The following is a 17,699-nucleotide window of genomic DNA, read 5'->3' as shown; positions in this document are numbered from 1 at the left end:
TTGCTGGATCTCCGTCTTACGCCTTGAACTTCGGTTGGCGGGATAGATACTGGCTGTATTGAAAAATCCGTTCCAGCGATTTCTTGCGGATATGCGGTTCATCGAATTTCATCGGCTTGGCATTGGCTTCGAAAAACCACAGGCGGCCGTTGGTGTCTACCCCAAGATCCATGGACATCTCCCCAAGGAGGAAGCCGGATTCCTTCTCGATTTGCTTGGCAATCAAGAGGGAGCTCGATTTGATCCGGCTGAGCAGCAGCGCCGTCATATCGGCCCCGAAGGCCGGAAGAAGCATCTTCTCCGGATCCTCGATGCTGCCGCCTTGGGGAACGTGGGTCGTGATCCGCTTCGGACCCGCCAGACGGGCGCCGATCCCGGTGACCATCCACAGGCCTTTGCCGTTTTTCTGCACGAGCACGCGCATGTCGAAGTGGCGGCCGCGATAGGATGTCAGTTCGATGCTCTCCTGCATGATATACGGCGTTGTCCCGGCCTCCCGCTTGATTCTCTTCCATAACAAGGGCAGCTTGGCGGTCTTATATACGACGTTCCGGCGCCGCTTCCCTTGGATCGTGAGCCGGTACGGCTTGAGATCGTCCGGGTCCAGCCGCAGCAACATGATGCCCTTTCCAGCTTTGCCGCTTTCCGGTTTCAGGTAGAGGCTGCCGTATTTCTCCAGCATGGCATTCAGGGTTTTGGGGCCCATCATTTTTTTGGTGTCCGGTACGAGCGTTCGGGTGGACCGGCCCTTCTTCAGCCATTCGAACAGGCGGCGCTTGTTGAAGAAGAATGGATTAAAGAGCTGGATCGATTCGTGCTGGAGCACCTCTTCGATTTTGCGGCGCACCTCCGGTTTTCGCTCATCCTCCCGCAAGGGAATGCGGTTGTAGATGACGTCAGGCAAAGGGAACCAATGCTTCTTCCACGTTTTCTCCTCCGAATGGAACAAATATCCTTGAACTCGTTTGGCGCCAAGCTTCAGGTCTCTGGCCGTGACGATATAGACGGGGCAATCCAGCTCCTGCCCGGTTTTGACGAGGTCTCTGAAGTTGTTGCGGTTACCGCGGAACAGCCTGTCGTTATCATCGACCGTCAGCACGGCGACGACCGGCTTCTTCTCGCTCAAGAGCGGATTGCTCATGAGCCATCCCTCCTCCGGAATTTGCTCAAGTAGAGGCAATGATCCAAGATGTGATCCACCGAAGCTTTCCCTTCTGCCCGAAGCGAAGGATGCTTGAAGATCGAACGGCCCGGCTTGGCGTTGGCTTCAAACATCCAGATCTTCTCGTCCCGGTCGATCCCGATATCAAACCCGATCTCGCCGATCAGATGTTGTTGGTGGGATTCGATCGCTTCGGCCAAGGTGATGGCGACGGATTTGGCGTTCCGCAGCACCTCGTCGGCCCGTGAACCAAACGCGCGGCTGAGAGCCTGCTCCGGCGTGAGCAAGGAGCCTCCGTTCTTTAAGTGGGTCGTCACGCTGCCTTTGCCGGCTTTCTTCGCCCCGATGCCAACGACAACCCATTGGTTCCTGCCGTTCTTATGCATATGGAACCGGAAATCGATTGGGCAGCTGTCGATTTCGATCAGGCGTATCCCTTGCTGGGCTACATATCCGCGAAGTGCGCGTCCGTGCCTGGCTTGCAGCGTGCGCATCAGGCTGGCGAAGGAAGTGAAGCGCAGCAGGGCGTTGCGTCCGTTTTTCCGATACCGGGCATAGTATCCGCTTCTCGGAATATAGGACAGGCGGTAAATTCCGTTGCCTAAGCTGCCGCTGTTCGGCTTGTAGTAAACCAGGGAATGCCTCTCCAGCATCTCCTTGATTTGCTCGGACGTCGGGCTCATGATCGACTCGGGAACGTAGCGGCCGACTGCCGCATCCTTCTCCAGCAATCGGTAAATATCGGATTTGTTAAAGAAGCTCCAGTTGAAAAAAGGGATCCTGCGGCGCACGAACCGCTCCCGCAGCTGATTGATCGAGCTTGTGGTTTCGGCCCGCCGGCTGGGAAGGCGGTTGTAAACGACGTCGGGCAGCGGCACCCGTTTACGAATAAACCGTCCGGCTTCGTTCAGGAAATAGCCGTTGACTGTTTCGTCCTCCCAGTGGATGTCCCTGGGGGTGAACGCGAAAATATAAGAGATCCGGCTCCCTTGCCTGAGCAGTTGCTTGATGAACCCGGTGCGCGAGCCAAACGGATTCGTCTGGGAGGAGGTGGGCCCATCGGATAAGACGCCGATGAGCGGGCCGATCTGCACTTCCCCCTCCTGGAGGCTTCGGAGGTAGACGCCGCCGGGCTTGGGGATTTTAATGCCCCTGCGAACGCCGCTGGCCAGATAGAGGTGTTTTCCCGCCTTGTGAATCCGTTTGATGGTGGCGGGAACCCGTTCCGCGCCGAGTCTTAGATGAACCGACTTTTTTCCGGACAACTTCAGATTCTTCATTAGAGCCCCTGACACGTAAACCACCCGCTCGGGGGCTTGCGTGAAATGGACGTTGCAAAAAGTCAAACTCATGGATTTTATCCTCCTAAAAGTGATCAGGGTTTGCTCAGCAGTAAATAGCGGGCATAGCCAATCGGATTTTCCAGCGACCTCCTGGCGGTTTCCGGATCGCCGATCCGAAGAAATGAGGAGCGTCCCGGTTTGGAGTTGACCTCCAGCACCCATACGCTTCCTTGGCGGTCCACCCCGAAATCCAGGCCCAGTTCCGCCAGCCTGCCGAAACGGGTCTCCAGGTAGGCCGGAATCAAGAGTGACAGTTTGCGGATCGCTGCTTCAGCGGCTTTGCCGCCAAGTTCCCCGAGTGCCCGAATGAGAAAAGGCCGTGCCGGGTGAGCGGTACCCCCTCCGTGCAGATTGGACGTCAGCGAATCCTTGCGGCCCACGCGGACCGCCATCCCGGTCAGGCTCCATTCGCCCTTGGCATTCTTCTGCATGAGCACGCGGACGTCGAACGGTTCACCGTCCGAGTTGTTCAACTGCAAATACGGCTGAATCAGGAACGGCCTTCTTCCGGTAAACCGGTCAACCCACTCCAGCCCTGCTTGCTTGGTGGGAAAACGGCGCCGGAAGATCGTATTCCGCCCGCTCCGGCCCATGATCTTGACTTCACCGCGAGGCGGATCCCACTTGACATGCAGTGTCCGCTTCCCATGGGTACCGTTCCGCGGTTTCAGGAAAGCTTCGCCGTCATGGGCTTGCAGCCATTCGTCCAACTGGGCCTGCCCTTGATAAAGCGCCGTCTCCGGCAAATGTGCGGCAGCCTCCGGGCATTGAAGCAGAGCTTGATAGACCGCCCATTTGCCCGCCAGTCCCCGAGCGAGATAAACGAAGGGATGCTCGGCAGTCAATCTTGCGAGCAGGCGATGCTTGCGGAGCTGCTGCTTGCGGTCATGGGTCAGGGCACGGTCATAGATGATGTCCGGCCGGGGGAACCATTTGCGAACCCAGGTCTCGTGTTCATAGGTGTAGCCCGGAATTCCGGCAGCGTTCCCCGATGCGATCCAGCCGAGGCAGAAGACGTATACCGTGAGTCCCTGCCTTTCCCCGATGCGGCATAATCTGCGGCAGAACGCCGCTTCCGCAAAGGGAAGCGGTCCGGCGCTTTCCGCGACGAGGATGGCAACGGTCCCCTGAGGTGTTCTGTTCATGGCGGATTCCCTCCTTCCCGAGGCTCTTGACCTGCCGTCTCTAAAAGCCGGACAAATAGCGGGTATATTCGATCACTTGCTTGACCGAGGGGCGGATCTTGCCTTCGCCCATCGGGGTATTGTCATTCTTGGACGGCTTGGAATTCACCTCCAGCAGCCATACTCGGCCGCTCGTCTCCACCGCCAGATCAATGCCGAATTCCCCGAAATGGGCCGGGATCTGCGCATCCACGCTTTGGGCGAGATCCAGGGCTGCCTTCTTCAGCCTTGGAGCCACTTTACTCTTGATGCCAGGCGGCAGCGAGCTGCGGGCGATCGCCTCCTTCACCGTGCTGAGCGTGCCGCCTCGGGCCAGGTTGGAGACGAAATGCTGGCTGCCGGCAATCCGTGCGACGATGGAGGTCGTGTTCCATTTGCCGGACAGATTCTTCTGAACCAACGCGCGAAAATCCACCGGTCGATGATCCACCTCGATTAAATGGAGACCTTGCTGGATCTGATAGCGGGTCGCCTTCATCTTGCCGGATAACGACGTAAACAGCTTGGTGAGGTTCGGATAAACCTGCCGCCGCGTGCCGCCGACCTGGGCGGTTAACGTCTGGTAAGCGCCGCCTTCCAGCCGCGAGATGCGGATAATGCCCTTGCCCAGACTTCCCTTGATCGGTTTCAGGAAGACGACCGGATATTTGGCGCACATCGCTTTCAGCATGGCGTAGTTGCGGAACAGATGCGATTCCGGCAGGTAACGCTGCACGGAGACGTCTCGGCCCAGCGCGTCGAACACTTCGGTTTTGTCGAGATATTTTTCATTGAAAAAATGGCTCCCGTAGCGGGATTTTACTTCTTTCATAAAATGCTGTACGCTAGGTTTGTTCTCTAACTTCCGCGAATTCAGCCGATTGTAGAAGACGTCTGCGGCGGGCAGCTGGGTTTGCTTCCACCCGTTGCCATAGACCCAGCCGGAGACCTGGCCTGCGTTGGTGCCGATGTGTTTCGGGGTGAAGAAGTAGACGAATACCCCTTGGCGTGCGCAGGCGTTCACGAGCTCCTTGCAGAACAAGGTCATTTGGCCAAACGGCCTTTCCGGATTCCCCGGGAAATCCTGGCTCAGCAGGATGCCGAGCAGAGGACCCAATTGAAGGGTTGAGGAATGCGGCCGGTAGATGAGTCGCAGCGGCGACCGCGGCTGAATTCCCATTTTCCTTGCAAGGCCAGAACTCATGCGAACTCCGTCGGATCTGGATAAGGGAATCACTTTGACACGGTGCCGGAATGATCCGAAGGCGAGCAGAAGCGGAAGATGCGTCGGGATTTTCCACTGTTTGATCAGCATGTCTCCGAGCACGAGGATGTCGTCTTCCAGAATGCCCGGACTCATGATTTGTACCGTAATTTTTTTGGAGGGCATGAATGCGGATCTCCTTCCAAGCTAAGCTAGAGTCTTGGATGCAAGTAAAGATCATCTGCGTAAAATGCATGTAATGCATCATATGAGGACATAGAATCCTTGGTGATTAACCTATGCCCGTTTTCGGCGGCCTCAGGGCGAAGGGATGGAACGTTCAATCCCTTGCCGGGCGCGGTCCGAAGGCGGATTTTGCGGGAGATAGTTAGGGCGGCAGCCTAAGAGAAAGAAGGTGGAGGAAGGATGCCCGATTGGCTTTACGTGCTGGTGAGCGTTGCTGTGGCTGCTTTTGTCGGCGGCGTCACCAACCATTTTGCGATTAAAATGCTGTTCCATCCGCGAACCCCCATACATATCGGCAAGTTTCACGTTCCCTTTACGCCGGGGCTTATTCCGAAACGCCGCAATGATATCGCCGTGTCCCTGGGCCAGGTCGTGGCGGAGTATCTCGTTACGGCCGAAGGGCTGCAGGAGACCGTGGAGCGTCCGGCGTTCCGGAACAAAGCGGAGGCTACCCTGCGCGGTTTCGCAGAGCGTCTGAGCTCCAGCGAATCCACGCTGCGCGAGGCGGCGCTTCGGGTGTGGAGTGAGCCTGAATACGAAGCGCTGAAGCTCCGTTTGGCTGCCGGTGTCCGAGACACCGCCCTGCGGGGGTTCGTCCGGCTGTGGGAACGCACGGATCTCAGCAGCCTGCCGTTGAAGCGGCTTGTTCCCGGCTGGTCCGAGGAGAGCCGCAAAGCCTGGAGCGCGGCTTTGGCCGGGGCGCTGCTGGGCGTAGTGGAGGAGGAGCTGCTGTCCGCGAGCGGCCAACGCATGCTGTCGAAAATGGCGGCAGGGATGATGGACAAGGCGGGCGGATTCCTCGGCACCATGGCCGCGATCTTTATGGACGAAGACAAATTGGTGCAAAAGATGACCCCGGCGCTCGTTCAGGCCCTGCGGGGGGAAGAGGCGCAGAGCAAAACGGCCCAGGCGATCGAAACGCGCCTGGAGCTGTACGGCGAGAAGTCGGTGGCGGAGCTGCTGGCCGCGTTGACCGGTGAAGAACCGGCGAGCTGGCTGGGCGCCAAGCTGGAGCAGCTGCCGCTGGAGCGGTGGCTGGAGCAAGCGGATCATGTGCCGCTCCGCTCGTTGATCGAACCGTGGAAGGCGCAGGTCATCGCCTTGATTCCGATCGTGACCGAGCGGCTGCTGCGCCTTGTCGCCAAGGGCATCCCGACGGCGATGAAAGCAGTGGACCTGCCCGGCCTTGTGGAGGAGCAGGTGCAGAAGTTCCCGGTGGAACGCCTGGAAGAAGTCATCCTCAGCGTCTCGGGCAAGGAGTTTCGCGCCATTACCTGGCTGGGCGTGCTGCTGGGCGGGATCATCGGCCTGTTCCAATCGCTGCTCATGCTTTGGATGGGATAGGTTGCCAGGACGGAGCCTCGTCTGCTGAACCGTCTGAATCCCAACTTGAGATTGAGGTTTGCCGTGACGAAAGCGTGGCGGTAGTAATAGTGGCGGTAGGTCGCTGTATCTCAGTGGCAGTGGTTGGAGTAGCAGCTGTGGCAGTGGTAGTGACAGTAACGAGGGCAGTGGCAGTTCAGTTGTATTAGAGTAACCTTAGTGTTGGCAGTAGCAGCTGTAGCAGTGGTAGTGGGAGTAACGAGGGCAGTAGCAGTTCAGTTGTGTTAGAGTAACCTTAGTGTTGGCAGTAGCAGCTGTAGCAGTGGTAGTGGGAGTAACGAGGGCAGTGGCAGTTCAGTTGTATTGAGTAACCTTAGTGATGGCAGTAGCAGCTGTGGCAGTGGTAGTGGGAGTAACGAGGGCAGTGGCAGTTCAGTTGTATTGAGTAACAGTGGCAGTTGCAGTCACAGAAGTTGTACCTATGACAGTTGCAGCGATGGCGGCGGTGGCGTTACGGAAGGGAATCCCGAGATTTTCGTCTAACGCTTATGAGGATCGCTATTTGGCCCAAAAAGGGAAAAAAGAAATTCTAACGCTTGCCATAGCGCTTATTTCCCGATTTTCACGTGAAAATGGGGGCTTTCTTACACAATAAGGTGTCTGATCAGCGTTACATTTGAAATTCGTTGTTTTTGGGGCAAATAAGGTGTCTCATCAGCGTTAGCGAAAGTTATATGCCCTTTGCGAAAGAGAGCCATATGCCCAGCAAAGCCATCAGCCCAGCAAAAGTCATCAGCCCAGCAAAGCCATCAGCCCAGCAAAAGTCATAAGCCCAGCGAAAGCATATAGGCTTTGGCGCAAGCCGTTACGACGTTAGCCAAAGAAATTACGGCGTTAACACAAGAAAGTACAGGACAGGCCAACCTTACCTGCATGCTTCACCAATAAAAATAATGGAGGTCTACAAATGAACATTTACGACAAAGCGCATGAACTGGCGGCAGCCTTGAAGGATAGTCCGGAGGTGGCGGAGATTACGGCCGCGATGAAGCTGGTGGATGCCGATCCCGAGAGCAAGCGGATGCTGGACGATTTTCGCGTGCGTCAAAACGAAGTGCAGCAGCGGATGATGACCGGCGAGATGCCTTCGCAAGAGGAAATGGAACGGATGGAGAAGCAGTTCGAGGTGCTGAGCCTGAATCTGAACATCCGCCGACTATTTGATGCGGAGCAACGCTTAAGCGTGATCATTCAGGACGTCAATAAGATTATTACAGACAGCTTGGCTCACTTGTACGGCGCGGGGATCTAAATCTGCGCTTCGTCCGCAGCGAACGAACCTCTCTCAAGTTTCTATCATATTCCTGCAGTTCCGCTCATAGAGATAGAAGAGACAAGGCACAGCAGACCAAATCTCGTATCTCGTAATCTATGAAATAAAGGAGCTGCGGAAGATGAAAACCGTAAAGAAACCAAACAAATGGAAGCATGCCGTTTATCTCATTCTGGCATTGGCGATGCTCGTATACGCACTGCCGATGATCTCTTTCGAGCCCGGGGCCGGCTGGATATCGCTGTTTGGGGCCGTGTGGGCAGGGTTTGCCTTTCTCGTGATCGGAGCGCATCTGCATTTTCTCCTGGGCGTCGGCGAGGAGAAGCAGCGCGAGCTGGACAGAATCCGGCGGGCCAAATACCGCGAATGGGAACTTCAATGGCAGGACGATGGCAAACGCGGCGAAAATGCATAAACGTTCAGGCCAAGCGGCTGGCAGCCGGCCTGAACATGGACAGGGACTGTCCGGGAAGCAGTGGTAAGCTTCCCGGTTCAGTTCCTTTTTTCGTCCGATGGGCAGCTCTACCCCTCGCCTTCGCCGGTCAGCATTTGATCGTTGCCTGCGCCCGGCGGAACCATGGGATACACGTTCTGCTCCTCCCTCACGTTAAATTCCATCAATACCGGGCCGGGGAGGGCCAGCGCCTGTTGGATGATCGCATCCGCTTCTTCCGGCGTTTGCGCCCGGAGGCCGGGAACCCCGTAAGCCCCGGCAAATGCAACAAAGTCGGGCGAAGTAATGTGCACGGAGGAGTACCGCCGTTCATAAAACAACTGCTGCCATTGCCGAACCATCCCCAGATAACCGTTGTTCAGGATCGCAATTTTGACCGGCAGCCCGTAGTCGACGGCCGTCATCATCTCCTGCAGATTCATCTGGAAGCTGCCGTCCCCGGTGATGCAGACGACCGGCGGGGCGGCGGAACCGCCCAGGGCAATCGCAGCGCCAATCGCGGCCGGGAAGCCGAAGCCCATCGTGCCCAGCCCTCCGGAGGTCAAGAAGGAGCGGGGCCGGGAGAACCGATAGTGATGGGCTGTCCAGATTTGATGCTGCCCCACATCGGTGGCCACCACCGCATTCCCTTGCGTATGCCCGTCGATTAGTCGAATGACCTCCTGCGGATTGAGCGCTCCTCCCTCCGTCTCGGAGTAATGCGGCACCTTCCTCTGCCAACCGGCCGTTTCCGCCGGCCACTCGGTCTTCCCGGATGCGCGCACGCAAGCGTTCAGCCTGTACAGCAGCTCCCCGACATCCCCGCAGAGCTTGAGGTCGACGGGAATATTCTTGTCCAGCTCGGCCTCATCGATATCCACCTGGATTTTCCAGGCATTGGGCGCGAACGATTTCGCATTGCCGGACAACCGGTCGTTCAATCGGGTGCCGAGGCAGATGAGCAGGTCCGCGTGATGGACCGCTCGGTTGGCGGCGTAGGTGCCGTGCATCCCCAGCATCCCTAGATATAGCGGATGGCGCGCCGGAAAAGACCCGATGCCCATCAACGTAGTCGCAACCGGAATCTGCGCGGTTTCCGCGAGCTGGAGCAGTTGTTCGGCGGCGCCGGGTGCCGCTGCGCCGCCGCCCGCCACCAGGACAGGACGGCGGGCGGTCCCAAGCTTGCTTGCGATGAGCCGCACCGCCGCCTCATCGATCTCAGCCGCGGGAACGTAGCCGCGGATGTTCGTTTCGCCAGCCGGCCCCAGGTTGGTGCGGGCGGTCATGAGGTTTTTGGGCAAATCGATCAGGACCGGCCCCGGCCGTCCCGTGACGGCGAGGTGAAAAGCTTCTTTGATAATTCTAGGCAGCTCGCGAAGGTCCATCACGGAATAATTATGTTTGGTCACATCCATCGTCATCCCGTAAATGTTGACCTCCTGGAAGCTGTCGCGCCCGATCAAATCGGTGGAGACTTGCCCCGTTAGTACAACCATCGGGACCGAGTCCATGTAGGCATTGGCGATCCCTGTGACCGCATTGGTCGCTCCCGGTCCGGAGGTGACGAGGGCGACCCCCGCCCGTCCGGCGACCCGGGCATAACCGTCTGCCGCATGCACGGCGGCTTGCTCATGCCGGGTCAGGATGTGACGGATCTCCGGGCAATCGTACAATGCATCGTAAATCGGAATGACCGCGCCGCCGGGGTAACCGAAGATCGTGTCAACCTGCTCGGCGCGCAGGCATTCGATCAGCAGCTCCGCTCCATTTTTTGCGGCGGTCAACGGAGTTCCCTGTATGTTCCTCATCCTTATGTACCTCCCGGTGGAATTTTGATCATTTTATCGCGATGGTCAGAGCCTCGGAGTGATTCCAGTCATAAAACGTCCCGAAAGCAAGCGTTACGATAGCTAAGGATCCATGATGAGCGGGCTGGATTCGCAGGACGAGTCACACCGCTTAAAGGAGGGCAAACCTTAGTGAAAAAAAACATCGCCGTGGTTGGCGGGGGGATAACCGGGTTGAGCGCGGCTTATTATGCTCGGAAATGGCTTCGTGAACGGCGGATCGACGCCGGGATTACGATCATGGAGGAAACGAACCGGTTGGGCGGGAAAATCCGCACTTTGCGCCGGGACGGTTTTACGATAGAGCAAGGACCCGATTCATTTATGGCGCGGAAAATGGCGGCGCTGGAGCTGATCCTGGAGTTGGGGCTGGAGCAGTTGCTGGTTGGAACCTCTCCGCAAGCCAAGAAGAACTTCATCTTGCATCATGGACGCTTCCACCCGATGCCGCCGGGGCTGATGCTCGGGATTCCAACACAGATGTGGCCGATGGTGAAGACGGGGTTGCTGTCCCCGGCCAGCAAACTGCGGGCGGGACTGGATTTACTGCTGCCTGCCCGAAGCGGAGGCGGCGATGAATCGCTGGGCGGGTTTATCCGCCGCCGACTGGGGCGCGAAGTGCTGGAGAACCTGACGGAGCCACTGCTGGCCGGCATTTATGCCGGAGATACGGCGGAGCTTAGCCTGCAGGCCACGTTCCCGCAATTTATGGAGATGGAACGTAAACATCGGAGCTTGATCCTCGGCCTGCTGGCAAGCAAGAAACACCCCTCCCCCAAGCTGCGGGAGGGGGTGCCGAGGGAGGCGCATCACAGTCTGTTTTTGACGCTGAAAGGCGGGTTGACCGGGATGACGGATGCCCTGGCTGCTGCGCTTCAGGAGGAGCGCGTGATCACGGGACAAGCGGTGACGAAGCTGACGCCGCACGGCAACCGTTATGAGCTGGAGCTCAGCAGAGGGGAGCGGATCGAGGCGGATGCCGTCATCCTGGCGGCTCCAGCTTATGCCGCTGCCCGCTTGCTCCAGGACCAGGTCGCTGCCGCGGCGGATTTGGATCAGGTCCGTTATGTTTCCGTAGCCAATTTGGCCTTTGCTTATCGGCGCGAGGAGGTTAAGCATGAGTTGAACGGATCCGGTGTATTGATCCCGCGCGGAGAAGGACGAATGATTACGGCAATTACGTGGACGTCCTCCAAATGGCTGCATTCGGCGCCGGAAGATCGGGTGTTGCTCCGCACGTATATCGGCCGCTTGGGCGATCAAGCCTGGACCCGGCTGCCCGAGTCGGAGGTCCGTCGCCGCGTGGCCGCCGAACTTAAGGAGCTGATGGGGATTGAGGCGGAACCGCTGTTTTGCGAAATGTCCACTTGGCCCGAATCGATGCCTCAATACCCGGTGGGTCATGTGGAGCGTCTGCACAAGCTGCGGATAGAGCTGGAGCGGACGCTGCCCGGCGTCTTGCTGTGCGGAGCGGGGTATGGCGGCGTCGGTATTCCCGATTGCATTCGTCAAGGCAAGGAAGCGGCGGAAGCGATGTTAACCTGGTTAGGAGATGAACGTTGATGCAGCAGATTCAGTTGAAGGATTATAACGTAAATCCCTTTATTGTCATCTGGGAGGTGACGAGAGCTTGCGCACTGAAATGCCTGCATTGCCGTGCGGAAGCCCAATATCGCCCCGACCCCAGACAGCTGACCTTTGAGGAAGGCAAAACGTTGATCGATGAGATCGCCAAAATGGACGACCCGCTCTTCGTCTTTACCGGCGGCGACCCGTTAATGCGCCCGGATTTGTTCGACCTGGCAAGGTATGCGATTCATGAAAAGGGCCTGCCCGTATCCATGACTCCCAGCGCCACGCCGCGGGTGACCTTCGCCGCCGTCAGCCAAGCCAAGGAGGTTGGATTATCCCGCTGGGCGTTCAGCCTCGACGGCTCAACCGCGGAGATTCATGACCATTTTCGCGGCACGCCGGGTTCTTATGACATGACGATGAAAGGCATCGGTTATCTGCAGCAGCTGGAAATTCCAATACAGATCAATACGACGGTGTCCCGATACAACCTGGACGATTTGCCGCGGATCGCGGAAACGGTCAAAGGGATGGGCGCCGTGCTCTGGAGCGTGTTTTTCCTCGTACCGACGGGACGGGGCATGGTCAAGGACATGATCTCGCCGGAAGAGCATGAACAGGTCATGGTTTGGCTGGCCCGCCTGCAGCGGGGGATGCCGTACGGGATCAAAGCGACGGAGGCGCCTCATTATCGCAGGGTTTTCATGCAGCAGCAAAGACGGGCTACGGATTCCGGGGAGAGTGCCGCAGTTGCGCCAAAACGCAAGGATGTGCTCGGCCGATCCCCGAAAGGAGTCAACGACGGCGATGGATTCGTATTTATCAGCCATATCGGCGAGGTGTATCCCAGCGGGTTCCTGCCAGTCAGCTGCGGGAATGTCCGGGATGCTTCATTGGTAGAGATTTACCGGAATTCGCCGATCCTGCGGGAGCTGAGGGACAAATCCTTGCTCAAGGGCAAATGCGGTGCCTGTGAATTCAAGGAGCTATGCGGGGGTTCACGGGCCCGGGCTTATGCCGTTACCGGCGATTATTTAGAGAGCGATCCGTATTGCGCCTATCTACCGCGAGGGGACCGAAGGGAAGGATGAGCGCACTCGCAAAATACAAAAAGGAGGCCGGGTGGCCCCCTTTTTATATGGGAGTTTCTTAGGATGGAATCGGTTCAAAGGTTACCTTCCAATGATCCTCTGCCAGCTGTTCGCAGACATGGCGGTAACCTTTGGTTTCCAACTTCTTGAGAAGCGGTACGGGCTTCATGGTGGCGTGCAGGACGAGGCTGTCGCCCTCCTCCAGCTTCTCGACCGTGTCCATAATCACGCTAAAAGGCTCCTCGCCTTGGCGAAGCAGCGGACGAACGTCGAGTTCAACGAGGCGGTTTGACATCAGGCCTTCACCTCCACATCGGGCCGTTCGGCCGTAAACGCTTGACACAGCCGCGCTGCCCCGCTAAGTCCCTTCATCCCGCCGTATAAGGTATAGAAGAACGAATCCGGCGCATCCAGCGAGAAAGACAAGTATTGCTTCGGATCGATCCCCAGCATCTTCTCAAACAAGGCGGAGGTGTCATAGGCATAGAAACAGAAATACGTATATTGGAATTCCGGCATTTTCTCGGCGATCGTGAGAATCTCGCCAGCATATCGCTCCAGGTTGCTCTCCGCCTCTTCTATCATGCGCAAAGCATCGTCCAGCTCGACGGCGATCTTGATCGTTTTGTCATCGATGACCGTAATGGTAGCCATAGGGCATTCCCCCCGCTTTAATTTTTGCCGATCTTCACCTGGAACATCTCGGGTCCCTGTTCAATGTACTCCCAAGTAAAACCGCCGGAATGCATCGCTTCAAATTGAAAACGGAGCGGCACCGGATCATGGTCGTTAATCAGCAGCATCGCTTCCCCCGGCTCCAGGGAATTGAAGGCGGCGAAAATCGTCTTATGCTTGAGCTGCGGCGGATATTCAGTGGCGTTGACGGTGGCTTTGAATTGACTCATGTGAAGTCCTCCTAAAGTTAAAAATTGAACGATTCGACCTCATTATATCAACGGAACCGGGAGGGATTGTGATATCAGTCACAAGTTATGCGGCGGCAAAAATTTCTCCGCAGATTTGTCCGGAAGCCGCCATGGTTCAAGTGATTCCTGTCACTAGGTCGCTTGGGTCGGATGCTTATAATGTCCGTAATTTAGATTGGATGATTGAATGAGTTGAGGAGGAACCCCTACGTGCGTATCCGAGATTATATCCCCAATCAACACGGAGCTTGGGCCATGCTCATCGTTCCGTTCCTGTTCGGTATGCTCGCCTCTACCCCCGGGGCGATCCACGGTTTATTGTTTGTTTGCTGGCTGCTGATTTACCTGTTTATGTTTCCGTTATTGCAGTGGGTTCGGATGGGTAAAGCCAAAGCCGCGCCCCGTTACCGCAAGCCCTTGCTGCTGTACGGCGCGCTGCTGGTCCCTGCGGCGCTCATGCTGGTTCTGCTTCGTCCCGAAGTTCTGGCGCTGGCGCTAGGGTTTATACCGCTGTTTGCGGTCAATGCCCTTTATGCCAAACGGAAACGCGAACGCGCCTTGCTGAACGACATCGCAGCGATCGTACAGTTCAGCCTGATGGTATTTATCTCCTATAAGCTTGGCGGAGGGACCGATCTGCGGCTCGCGTCGGAGTTGTTTCTGATCAGCGCGTTGTATTTTATCGGTACGGCTTTTTATGTCAAAACGATCATCCGCGAACGAAACAATAAGCGGTTCTACTGCTATTCTGTAGGCTACCATCTGCTGCTGGCGCTTCTGGCTCTCGGGCTCCTCGCACCGGCTTTGCAGATTGTTGCGGTGATTCTGCTGGCCCGTTCCGTGTGGTTCCCGCGGACGAAAATAACCGCGAAGCAATCCGGGATGCTGGAAATTGTCTATTCTGTTCTCGTCCTTGCCGCCGTCTGGATGACCTACGCTTGAAGGTGTATAATGGATACAGAATAGTACAGATTCGGTCAGGGGGGTATAACAGTTGGAGGGACCGGAGGAAAGCGTCACAAAACACGAGCAGCTGCTCCAGCATATCGAGGGACTCAAGATCGGGACGAAAATCTCCGTGCGCAAGCTGGCCAAAGCGCTGGGCGTGAGTGAAGGCACCGCCTACCGAGCGGTGAAGGAAGCGGAAAACCTCGGAATTGTCATTACGAAGGAGCGGATCGGCACGGTTCGCGTGGAGAAGAAGCCGCGGAACATCTCGGACCAACTCACCTTTGGCGACGTGGTTGACATCGTTGAAGGCCATGTGCTTGGCGGCGGGGAAGGATTGGACAAGACGCTGAACAAATACGTAATCGGCGCGATGAAGATCGATGCGATGGCCAGGTATATCGATGCCGGCAGCCTGCTGATCATCGGGAATCGGGACAATGCCCATTCGCTGGCCCTGGAGCAGGGCGCAGGCGTGTTGATCACCGGGGGCTTCGGGACGAGCCGGGAGGTCAAGACGTTGGCGGACCAGCTGTCCTTGCCGATTATTTCTTCGCGCCATGATACGTTTACCGTCGCTTCAATGATCAACCGCGCCTTGTTCGATCGTTTGATCAAGAAGAAGATTATGCTGGTGGAGGATATCGTCAGCCGCAAACCGCGAGTGAATATGCTGAAGGCGACGAGCAACATTTCCGACTTCGATCAACTGTCCTTGGAGACGGGGCATCAGCATTTTCCGGTTGTGGACGAATGGAACAGGGTCATCGGGATCGTCAGCCGCAAAAATGTCGAGGAGCTCAGCGGAGACCAGATGATCGAGAAATGCATGACCCGCCATCCGATCACGGTGGGGTTGCAGACCTCGCTCGCTTCTGCCGCGCAAATCATGGTATGGGAAGGGATCGACTTCCTGCCTGTCGTGGACCGCAATCGGAAGCTGGTCTCGTCGGTGACGCGCCGCGAGGTGCTGCAGGCGATGCGGGACGTGCGGAATCAGCCGCAATTGGGGGAAACGTTCGAGCATTTGATGTGGAACGGGTTTGCCGAAGAGCGGGATGAAGAGGGGAGATTGTTCTTCCGCGGAATGATTACGCCGCAGATGTCCACCGATCTGGGGACGATTTCGCAAGGGGTCTTGACCTCGTTGATGACCCAGGCCGGGCTCCGCGCAGCGAAGGACGCCAGCGGCGGCGACTTTGTCGTCGACAACATCACCACCTATTTCTTGCGTCCGGTGCAAATCGAAAACCCGGTCGTCATCGTCCCCGTGTTGCTGGAGATGAGCCGCCGGGCGTGCAAGCTGGAAATCATGATAACCTATCAGGAATCACTTATTTCCAAGGCTGTGATGACGCTGCAGTCGATTGACCACGCGTGAGCGGTGAGCGAGGCTGCGCAGCGCCGGTCTCCCGCCTTGGGAGATGGAGCAGGGATAGCTGCTGCCGGCCGAGTGGCTGGCTGGGCTATCCCTGTTTGTGTCTGGCATATAAGCCGTGGTTGCGGATGCCGGCAAAGATGTTAAACGCACCCAGCACCATAAACACTGCACCGATCACAACCCGGAGTGTGGAGCCGCTGAACAGGAACATTTGGATCAGGGCCAGAATGATCAGCATCACGCCCATGCTGATGTTCATTTTAGCGGCCGCCATCCCCCGAATTTGCGGATCAAGCGAACGCCGCGACCTAAAGCTGAAGAAGACCGAGCCTACGCAGCTGATGATCAGGATCGCGTAAAGGACATATTGGATAGTTTGGATCATAGGGAAGTTAGCTCCTTTTGCATGGTGTTGTCTAAATTGCGGTAAAGTGTGACTCCTTGGGGTAAAGTGTGACTCCCGCGCTTACGAATATGTTCGAAAAATCATACATAATCACGCGAAAAAGCGAAAAAATCGAAATTCTGTATGAAATTTCGCATTTATTTGGCCTTTTTATCGATTTTGGCCCATTTATAGATGAAAAATCATATAAAATGGTGAATCCAAGATTCGACGTCGCCTCCGCTTCCTTCGAATCCGCTTCGTGATCAAAATTCACTTTTTTAATTACCGTATTAATCAAAATTAAAAAAATGGATTTTCAGCACCGAGAAGGTTGGATGAAGCTAGGGATTGAGCAGCGGAGCGTAGGTGAAGCCTACGTGAGCAGCGGAAAGCCCGGGTGAATCCAAGATTCGACGTCGCCTCCGCTTCCTTCGAATCCGCTTCGTGATCAAAATTCACTTTTTTAATTGCCTCTATTTTAACATGATTTGCTAGGGACGAATATAGGGCCTCATATCCACCCAAACCTGCAGCACCCCATCGCTCACCAGCATCGTCTTGATCTGGATCGCGTATTCCTTGTCGCGGACGACGTAGATTTTGCGGTTTAGCAGCGTCCGGGCCATTTTGGAATCGGAATCGATATCGAAAATATTCCGCCCCCGCAGCACCTCCAACTCGTTGTGAAGCTGCTCGCCTACCTCCTTAACCGCCAGCGAATCAAGCGGCGGATCGCGTTCTTCCACGCGAACCTTGATCTCTTTGATGACGGTTGAGCGATTGTTGTATTTTTTTAGCGTACGAATATCCTCTTCGGCCTGGTGCAGCTGGATGGTAAGATCCTTGTTCTGGATCCACAGCAAATTGTAACTGGTCTGATAGATCACGTTGTAGACGATGCTGCCAGTAACCATGCCGAGGATAAACACGGCGGTGAACTGCATAAACCTGCGAAAGCCCGTAAGCTTCGGCCGCTTCGCTTCTTCCGTCATCCCCGGCCTCCCCCGCACATCCACCGCACCAGTTCCGAGCCCATATGCGCGCCGAGAAAGGCGAACAGCAGGTATAAAATCTGCTTAATTGCCGGAGACAGGTTCCCGTCAAAAAAGTTACTCTCAATGACCCGCATCGGGTCGATCGTGCCGCCTACGGCCGCGGCCAGCGCCCATATTTTAATGCGGTCGGCAATGTCCAGCATCGTATGCGTCGGGGGCTGCAGCGAGACGACAGCGCCGATACCGCCTACCATGGCGCCACCCACTACGATTCCGAAGGCGATAAAGAAATCCATGACCGCTTTCGTTAAAAATGTACTCATTTGCAATTGCCCCTTTCCGAG

At 56.5% G+C, this 17,699-nt stretch carries 18 protein-coding genes; 7 read left to right on the top strand and 11 right to left on the bottom strand.

From position 1 onward, the window contains the following. Positions 1-16: 16 nt before the first annotated feature. Genes BN3795_RS20390 through BN3795_RS20375 form a run of 4 tightly spaced genes read right to left on the bottom strand, consistent with a single transcriptional unit; the run spans position 17 to position 5,058 of the window. Positions 17-1,141, bottom strand: a complete 1,125-nt coding sequence (locus tag BN3795_RS20390) for a YheC/YheD family endospore coat-associated protein (protein ID WP_068786529.1) — start codon at positions 1,139-1,141, stop codon at positions 17-19. Then, the gene (locus BN3795_RS20385; protein WP_068786528.1) at positions 1,138-2,514 is read right to left on the bottom strand and encodes a YheC/YheD family endospore coat-associated protein; all 1,377 of its coding nucleotides are present in this window, start codon (positions 2,512-2,514) and stop codon (positions 1,138-1,140) included. Before BN3795_RS20385 ends, BN3795_RS20390 begins: the two co-directional genes overlap by 4 nt. Positions 2,515-2,537: 23 nt before the next feature. Continuing rightward, the gene (locus tag BN3795_RS20380; protein ID WP_068786527.1) at positions 2,538-3,650 is read right to left on the bottom strand and encodes a YheC/YheD family endospore coat-associated protein; all 1,113 of its coding nucleotides are present in this window, start codon (positions 3,648-3,650) and stop codon (positions 2,538-2,540) included. A gap of 40 nt (positions 3,651-3,690) precedes the next feature. Then, entirely contained in the window at positions 3,691-5,058 is a 1,368-nt protein-coding gene (locus tag BN3795_RS20375; RefSeq protein ID WP_068786526.1) for a YheC/YheD family endospore coat-associated protein, read from the bottom strand. A 240-nt stretch (positions 5,059-5,298) separates the two neighbouring features. On the opposite strand from BN3795_RS20375, the gene BN3795_RS20370 reads away from it, so the two are divergent. The 3 genes from BN3795_RS20370 to BN3795_RS20360 all read left to right on the top strand — a co-directional run bounded on the left by BN3795_RS20370 (position 5,299) and on the right by BN3795_RS20360 (position 8,189). After that, entirely contained in the window at positions 5,299-6,462 is a 1,164-nt protein-coding gene (locus BN3795_RS20370; protein ID WP_068786525.1) for a DUF445 family protein, read from the top strand. A gap of 946 nt (positions 6,463-7,408) precedes the next feature. Further along, positions 7,409-7,753 (top strand): YlbF family regulator, encoded by a 345-nt coding sequence (locus BN3795_RS20365; protein WP_068786524.1) that lies wholly within the window; start codon positions 7,409-7,411, stop codon positions 7,751-7,753. A 142-nt stretch (positions 7,754-7,895) separates the two neighbouring features. Beyond that, entirely contained in the window at positions 7,896-8,189 is a 294-nt protein-coding gene (locus tag BN3795_RS20360; RefSeq protein WP_068786523.1) for a hypothetical protein, read from the top strand. A gap of 107 nt (positions 8,190-8,296) precedes the next feature. Here the strand turns inward: BN3795_RS20360 and ilvB are convergent, their stop codons facing one another. After that, positions 8,297-10,015, bottom strand: a complete 1,719-nt coding sequence (gene ilvB / locus BN3795_RS20355) for a biosynthetic-type acetolactate synthase large subunit (protein WP_068786522.1) — start codon at positions 10,013-10,015, stop codon at positions 8,297-8,299. A 171-nt stretch (positions 10,016-10,186) separates the two neighbouring features. Between ilvB and hemG the strand changes: the two genes are divergently transcribed. Next, positions 10,187-11,617: a protoporphyrinogen oxidase gene (gene hemG, locus BN3795_RS20350; protein WP_068786521.1), complete on the top strand. Its 1,431-nt coding sequence runs from the start codon at positions 10,187-10,189 to the stop codon at positions 11,615-11,617. Further along, positions 11,617-12,717 (top strand): TIGR04053 family radical SAM/SPASM domain-containing protein, encoded by a 1,101-nt coding sequence (locus tag BN3795_RS20345; RefSeq protein WP_068786520.1) that lies wholly within the window; start codon positions 11,617-11,619, stop codon positions 12,715-12,717. Before hemG ends, BN3795_RS20345 begins: the two co-directional genes overlap by 1 nt. A 58-nt stretch (positions 12,718-12,775) precedes the next feature. Here BN3795_RS20345 and BN3795_RS20340 read toward each other — a convergent pair whose 3' ends face one another. The 3 genes from BN3795_RS20340 to BN3795_RS20330 are packed head-to-tail and all read right to left on the bottom strand — an operon-like array spanning position 12,776 to position 13,622. Continuing rightward, complete coding sequence (locus BN3795_RS20340) at positions 12,776-13,012, bottom strand: DUF2249 domain-containing protein (protein WP_068786519.1); 237 nt, start codon at positions 13,010-13,012, stop codon at positions 12,776-12,778. Further along, positions 13,012-13,371 (bottom strand): hypothetical protein, encoded by a 360-nt coding sequence (locus BN3795_RS20335; RefSeq protein WP_068786518.1) that lies wholly within the window; start codon positions 13,369-13,371, stop codon positions 13,012-13,014. Before BN3795_RS20335 ends, BN3795_RS20340 begins: the two co-directional genes overlap by 1 nt. Before the next feature lie 17 nt (positions 13,372-13,388). Then, positions 13,389-13,622 (bottom strand): DUF2249 domain-containing protein, encoded by a 234-nt coding sequence (locus BN3795_RS20330; RefSeq protein WP_068786517.1) that lies wholly within the window; start codon positions 13,620-13,622, stop codon positions 13,389-13,391. A 231-nt stretch (positions 13,623-13,853) separates the two neighbouring features. On the opposite strand from BN3795_RS20330, the gene BN3795_RS20325 reads away from it, so the two are divergent. Continuing rightward, positions 13,854-14,585 (top strand): YwiC-like family protein, encoded by a 732-nt coding sequence (locus BN3795_RS20325; RefSeq protein ID WP_110945275.1) that lies wholly within the window; start codon positions 13,854-13,856, stop codon positions 14,583-14,585. Between the two features lie 52 nt (positions 14,586-14,637). Then, positions 14,638-15,972, top strand: a complete 1,335-nt coding sequence (locus BN3795_RS20320) for a DRTGG domain-containing protein (protein ID WP_068786516.1) — start codon at positions 14,638-14,640, stop codon at positions 15,970-15,972. An 85-nt stretch (positions 15,973-16,057) separates the two neighbouring features. Here BN3795_RS20320 and BN3795_RS20315 read toward each other — a convergent pair whose 3' ends face one another. The 3 genes from BN3795_RS20315 to BN3795_RS20305 all read right to left on the bottom strand — a co-directional run bounded on the left by BN3795_RS20315 (position 16,058) and on the right by BN3795_RS20305 (position 17,678). Continuing rightward, positions 16,058-16,357 (bottom strand): YtpI family protein, encoded by a 300-nt coding sequence (locus tag BN3795_RS20315; RefSeq protein ID WP_068786515.1) that lies wholly within the window; start codon positions 16,355-16,357, stop codon positions 16,058-16,060. A 494-nt stretch (positions 16,358-16,851) separates the two neighbouring features. Continuing rightward, positions 16,852-17,352: a hypothetical protein gene (locus BN3795_RS20310; protein ID WP_068786514.1), complete on the bottom strand. Its 501-nt coding sequence runs from the start codon at positions 17,350-17,352 to the stop codon at positions 16,852-16,854. Continuing rightward, positions 17,349-17,678: a YtrH family sporulation protein gene (locus tag BN3795_RS20305; protein WP_059046083.1), complete on the bottom strand. Its 330-nt coding sequence runs from the start codon at positions 17,676-17,678 to the stop codon at positions 17,349-17,351. Before BN3795_RS20305 ends, BN3795_RS20310 begins: the two co-directional genes overlap by 4 nt. Positions 17,679-17,699 lie beyond the last annotated feature (21 nt).

It is taken from the genome of Paenibacillus phocaeensis, assembly GCF_900021165.1.
Classification (GTDB): Bacteria; Bacillota; Bacilli; order Paenibacillales; family Paenibacillaceae; genus Fontibacillus; species Fontibacillus phocaensis.
This window is presented reverse-complemented; position numbering and strand designations above follow the sequence as displayed.

Excerpts from the sequence above, each read along its gene's own strand:
- BN3795_RS20340 (WP_068786519.1), bottom strand. The coding sequence starts at position 13,012 with ATGTCAAACCGCCTCGTTGAACTCGACGTTCGTCCGCTGCTTCGCCAA.
- BN3795_RS20315 (WP_068786515.1), bottom strand. The coding sequence starts at position 16,357 with ATGATCCAAACTATCCAATATGTCCTTTACGCGATCCTGATCATCAGC.
- ilvB (WP_068786522.1), bottom strand. The coding sequence starts at position 10,015 with ATGAGGAACATACAGGGAACTCCGTTGACCGCCGCAAAAAATGGAGCG.
- BN3795_RS20380 (WP_068786527.1), bottom strand. The coding sequence starts at position 3,650 with ATGAACAGAACACCTCAGGGGACCGTTGCCATCCTCGTCGCGGAAAGC.
- BN3795_RS20365 (WP_068786524.1), top strand. The coding sequence starts at position 7,409 with ATGAACATTTACGACAAAGCGCATGAACTGGCGGCAGCCTTGAAGGAT.
- BN3795_RS20335 (WP_068786518.1), bottom strand. The coding sequence starts at position 13,371 with ATGGCTACCATTACGGTCATCGATGACAAAACGATCAAGATCGCCGTC.
- BN3795_RS20375 (WP_068786526.1), bottom strand. The coding sequence starts at position 5,058 with ATGCCCTCCAAAAAAATTACGGTACAAATCATGAGTCCGGGCATTCTG.
- BN3795_RS20345 (WP_068786520.1), top strand. The coding sequence starts at position 11,617 with ATGCAGCAGATTCAGTTGAAGGATTATAACGTAAATCCCTTTATTGTC.
- BN3795_RS20310 (WP_068786514.1), bottom strand. The coding sequence starts at position 17,352 with ATGACGGAAGAAGCGAAGCGGCCGAAGCTTACGGGCTTTCGCAGGTTT.
- BN3795_RS20305 (WP_059046083.1), bottom strand. The coding sequence starts at position 17,678 with ATGAGTACATTTTTAACGAAAGCGGTCATGGATTTCTTTATCGCCTTC.
- BN3795_RS20390 (WP_068786529.1), bottom strand. The coding sequence starts at position 1,141 with ATGAGCAATCCGCTCTTGAGCGAGAAGAAGCCGGTCGTCGCCGTGCTG.
- BN3795_RS20330 (WP_068786517.1), bottom strand. The coding sequence starts at position 13,622 with ATGAGTCAATTCAAAGCCACCGTCAACGCCACTGAATATCCGCCGCAG.
- BN3795_RS20370 (WP_068786525.1), top strand. The coding sequence starts at position 5,299 with ATGCCCGATTGGCTTTACGTGCTGGTGAGCGTTGCTGTGGCTGCTTTT.
- BN3795_RS20385 (WP_068786528.1), bottom strand. The coding sequence starts at position 2,514 with ATGAGTTTGACTTTTTGCAACGTCCATTTCACGCAAGCCCCCGAGCGG.
- BN3795_RS20360 (WP_068786523.1), top strand. The coding sequence starts at position 7,896 with ATGAAAACCGTAAAGAAACCAAACAAATGGAAGCATGCCGTTTATCTC.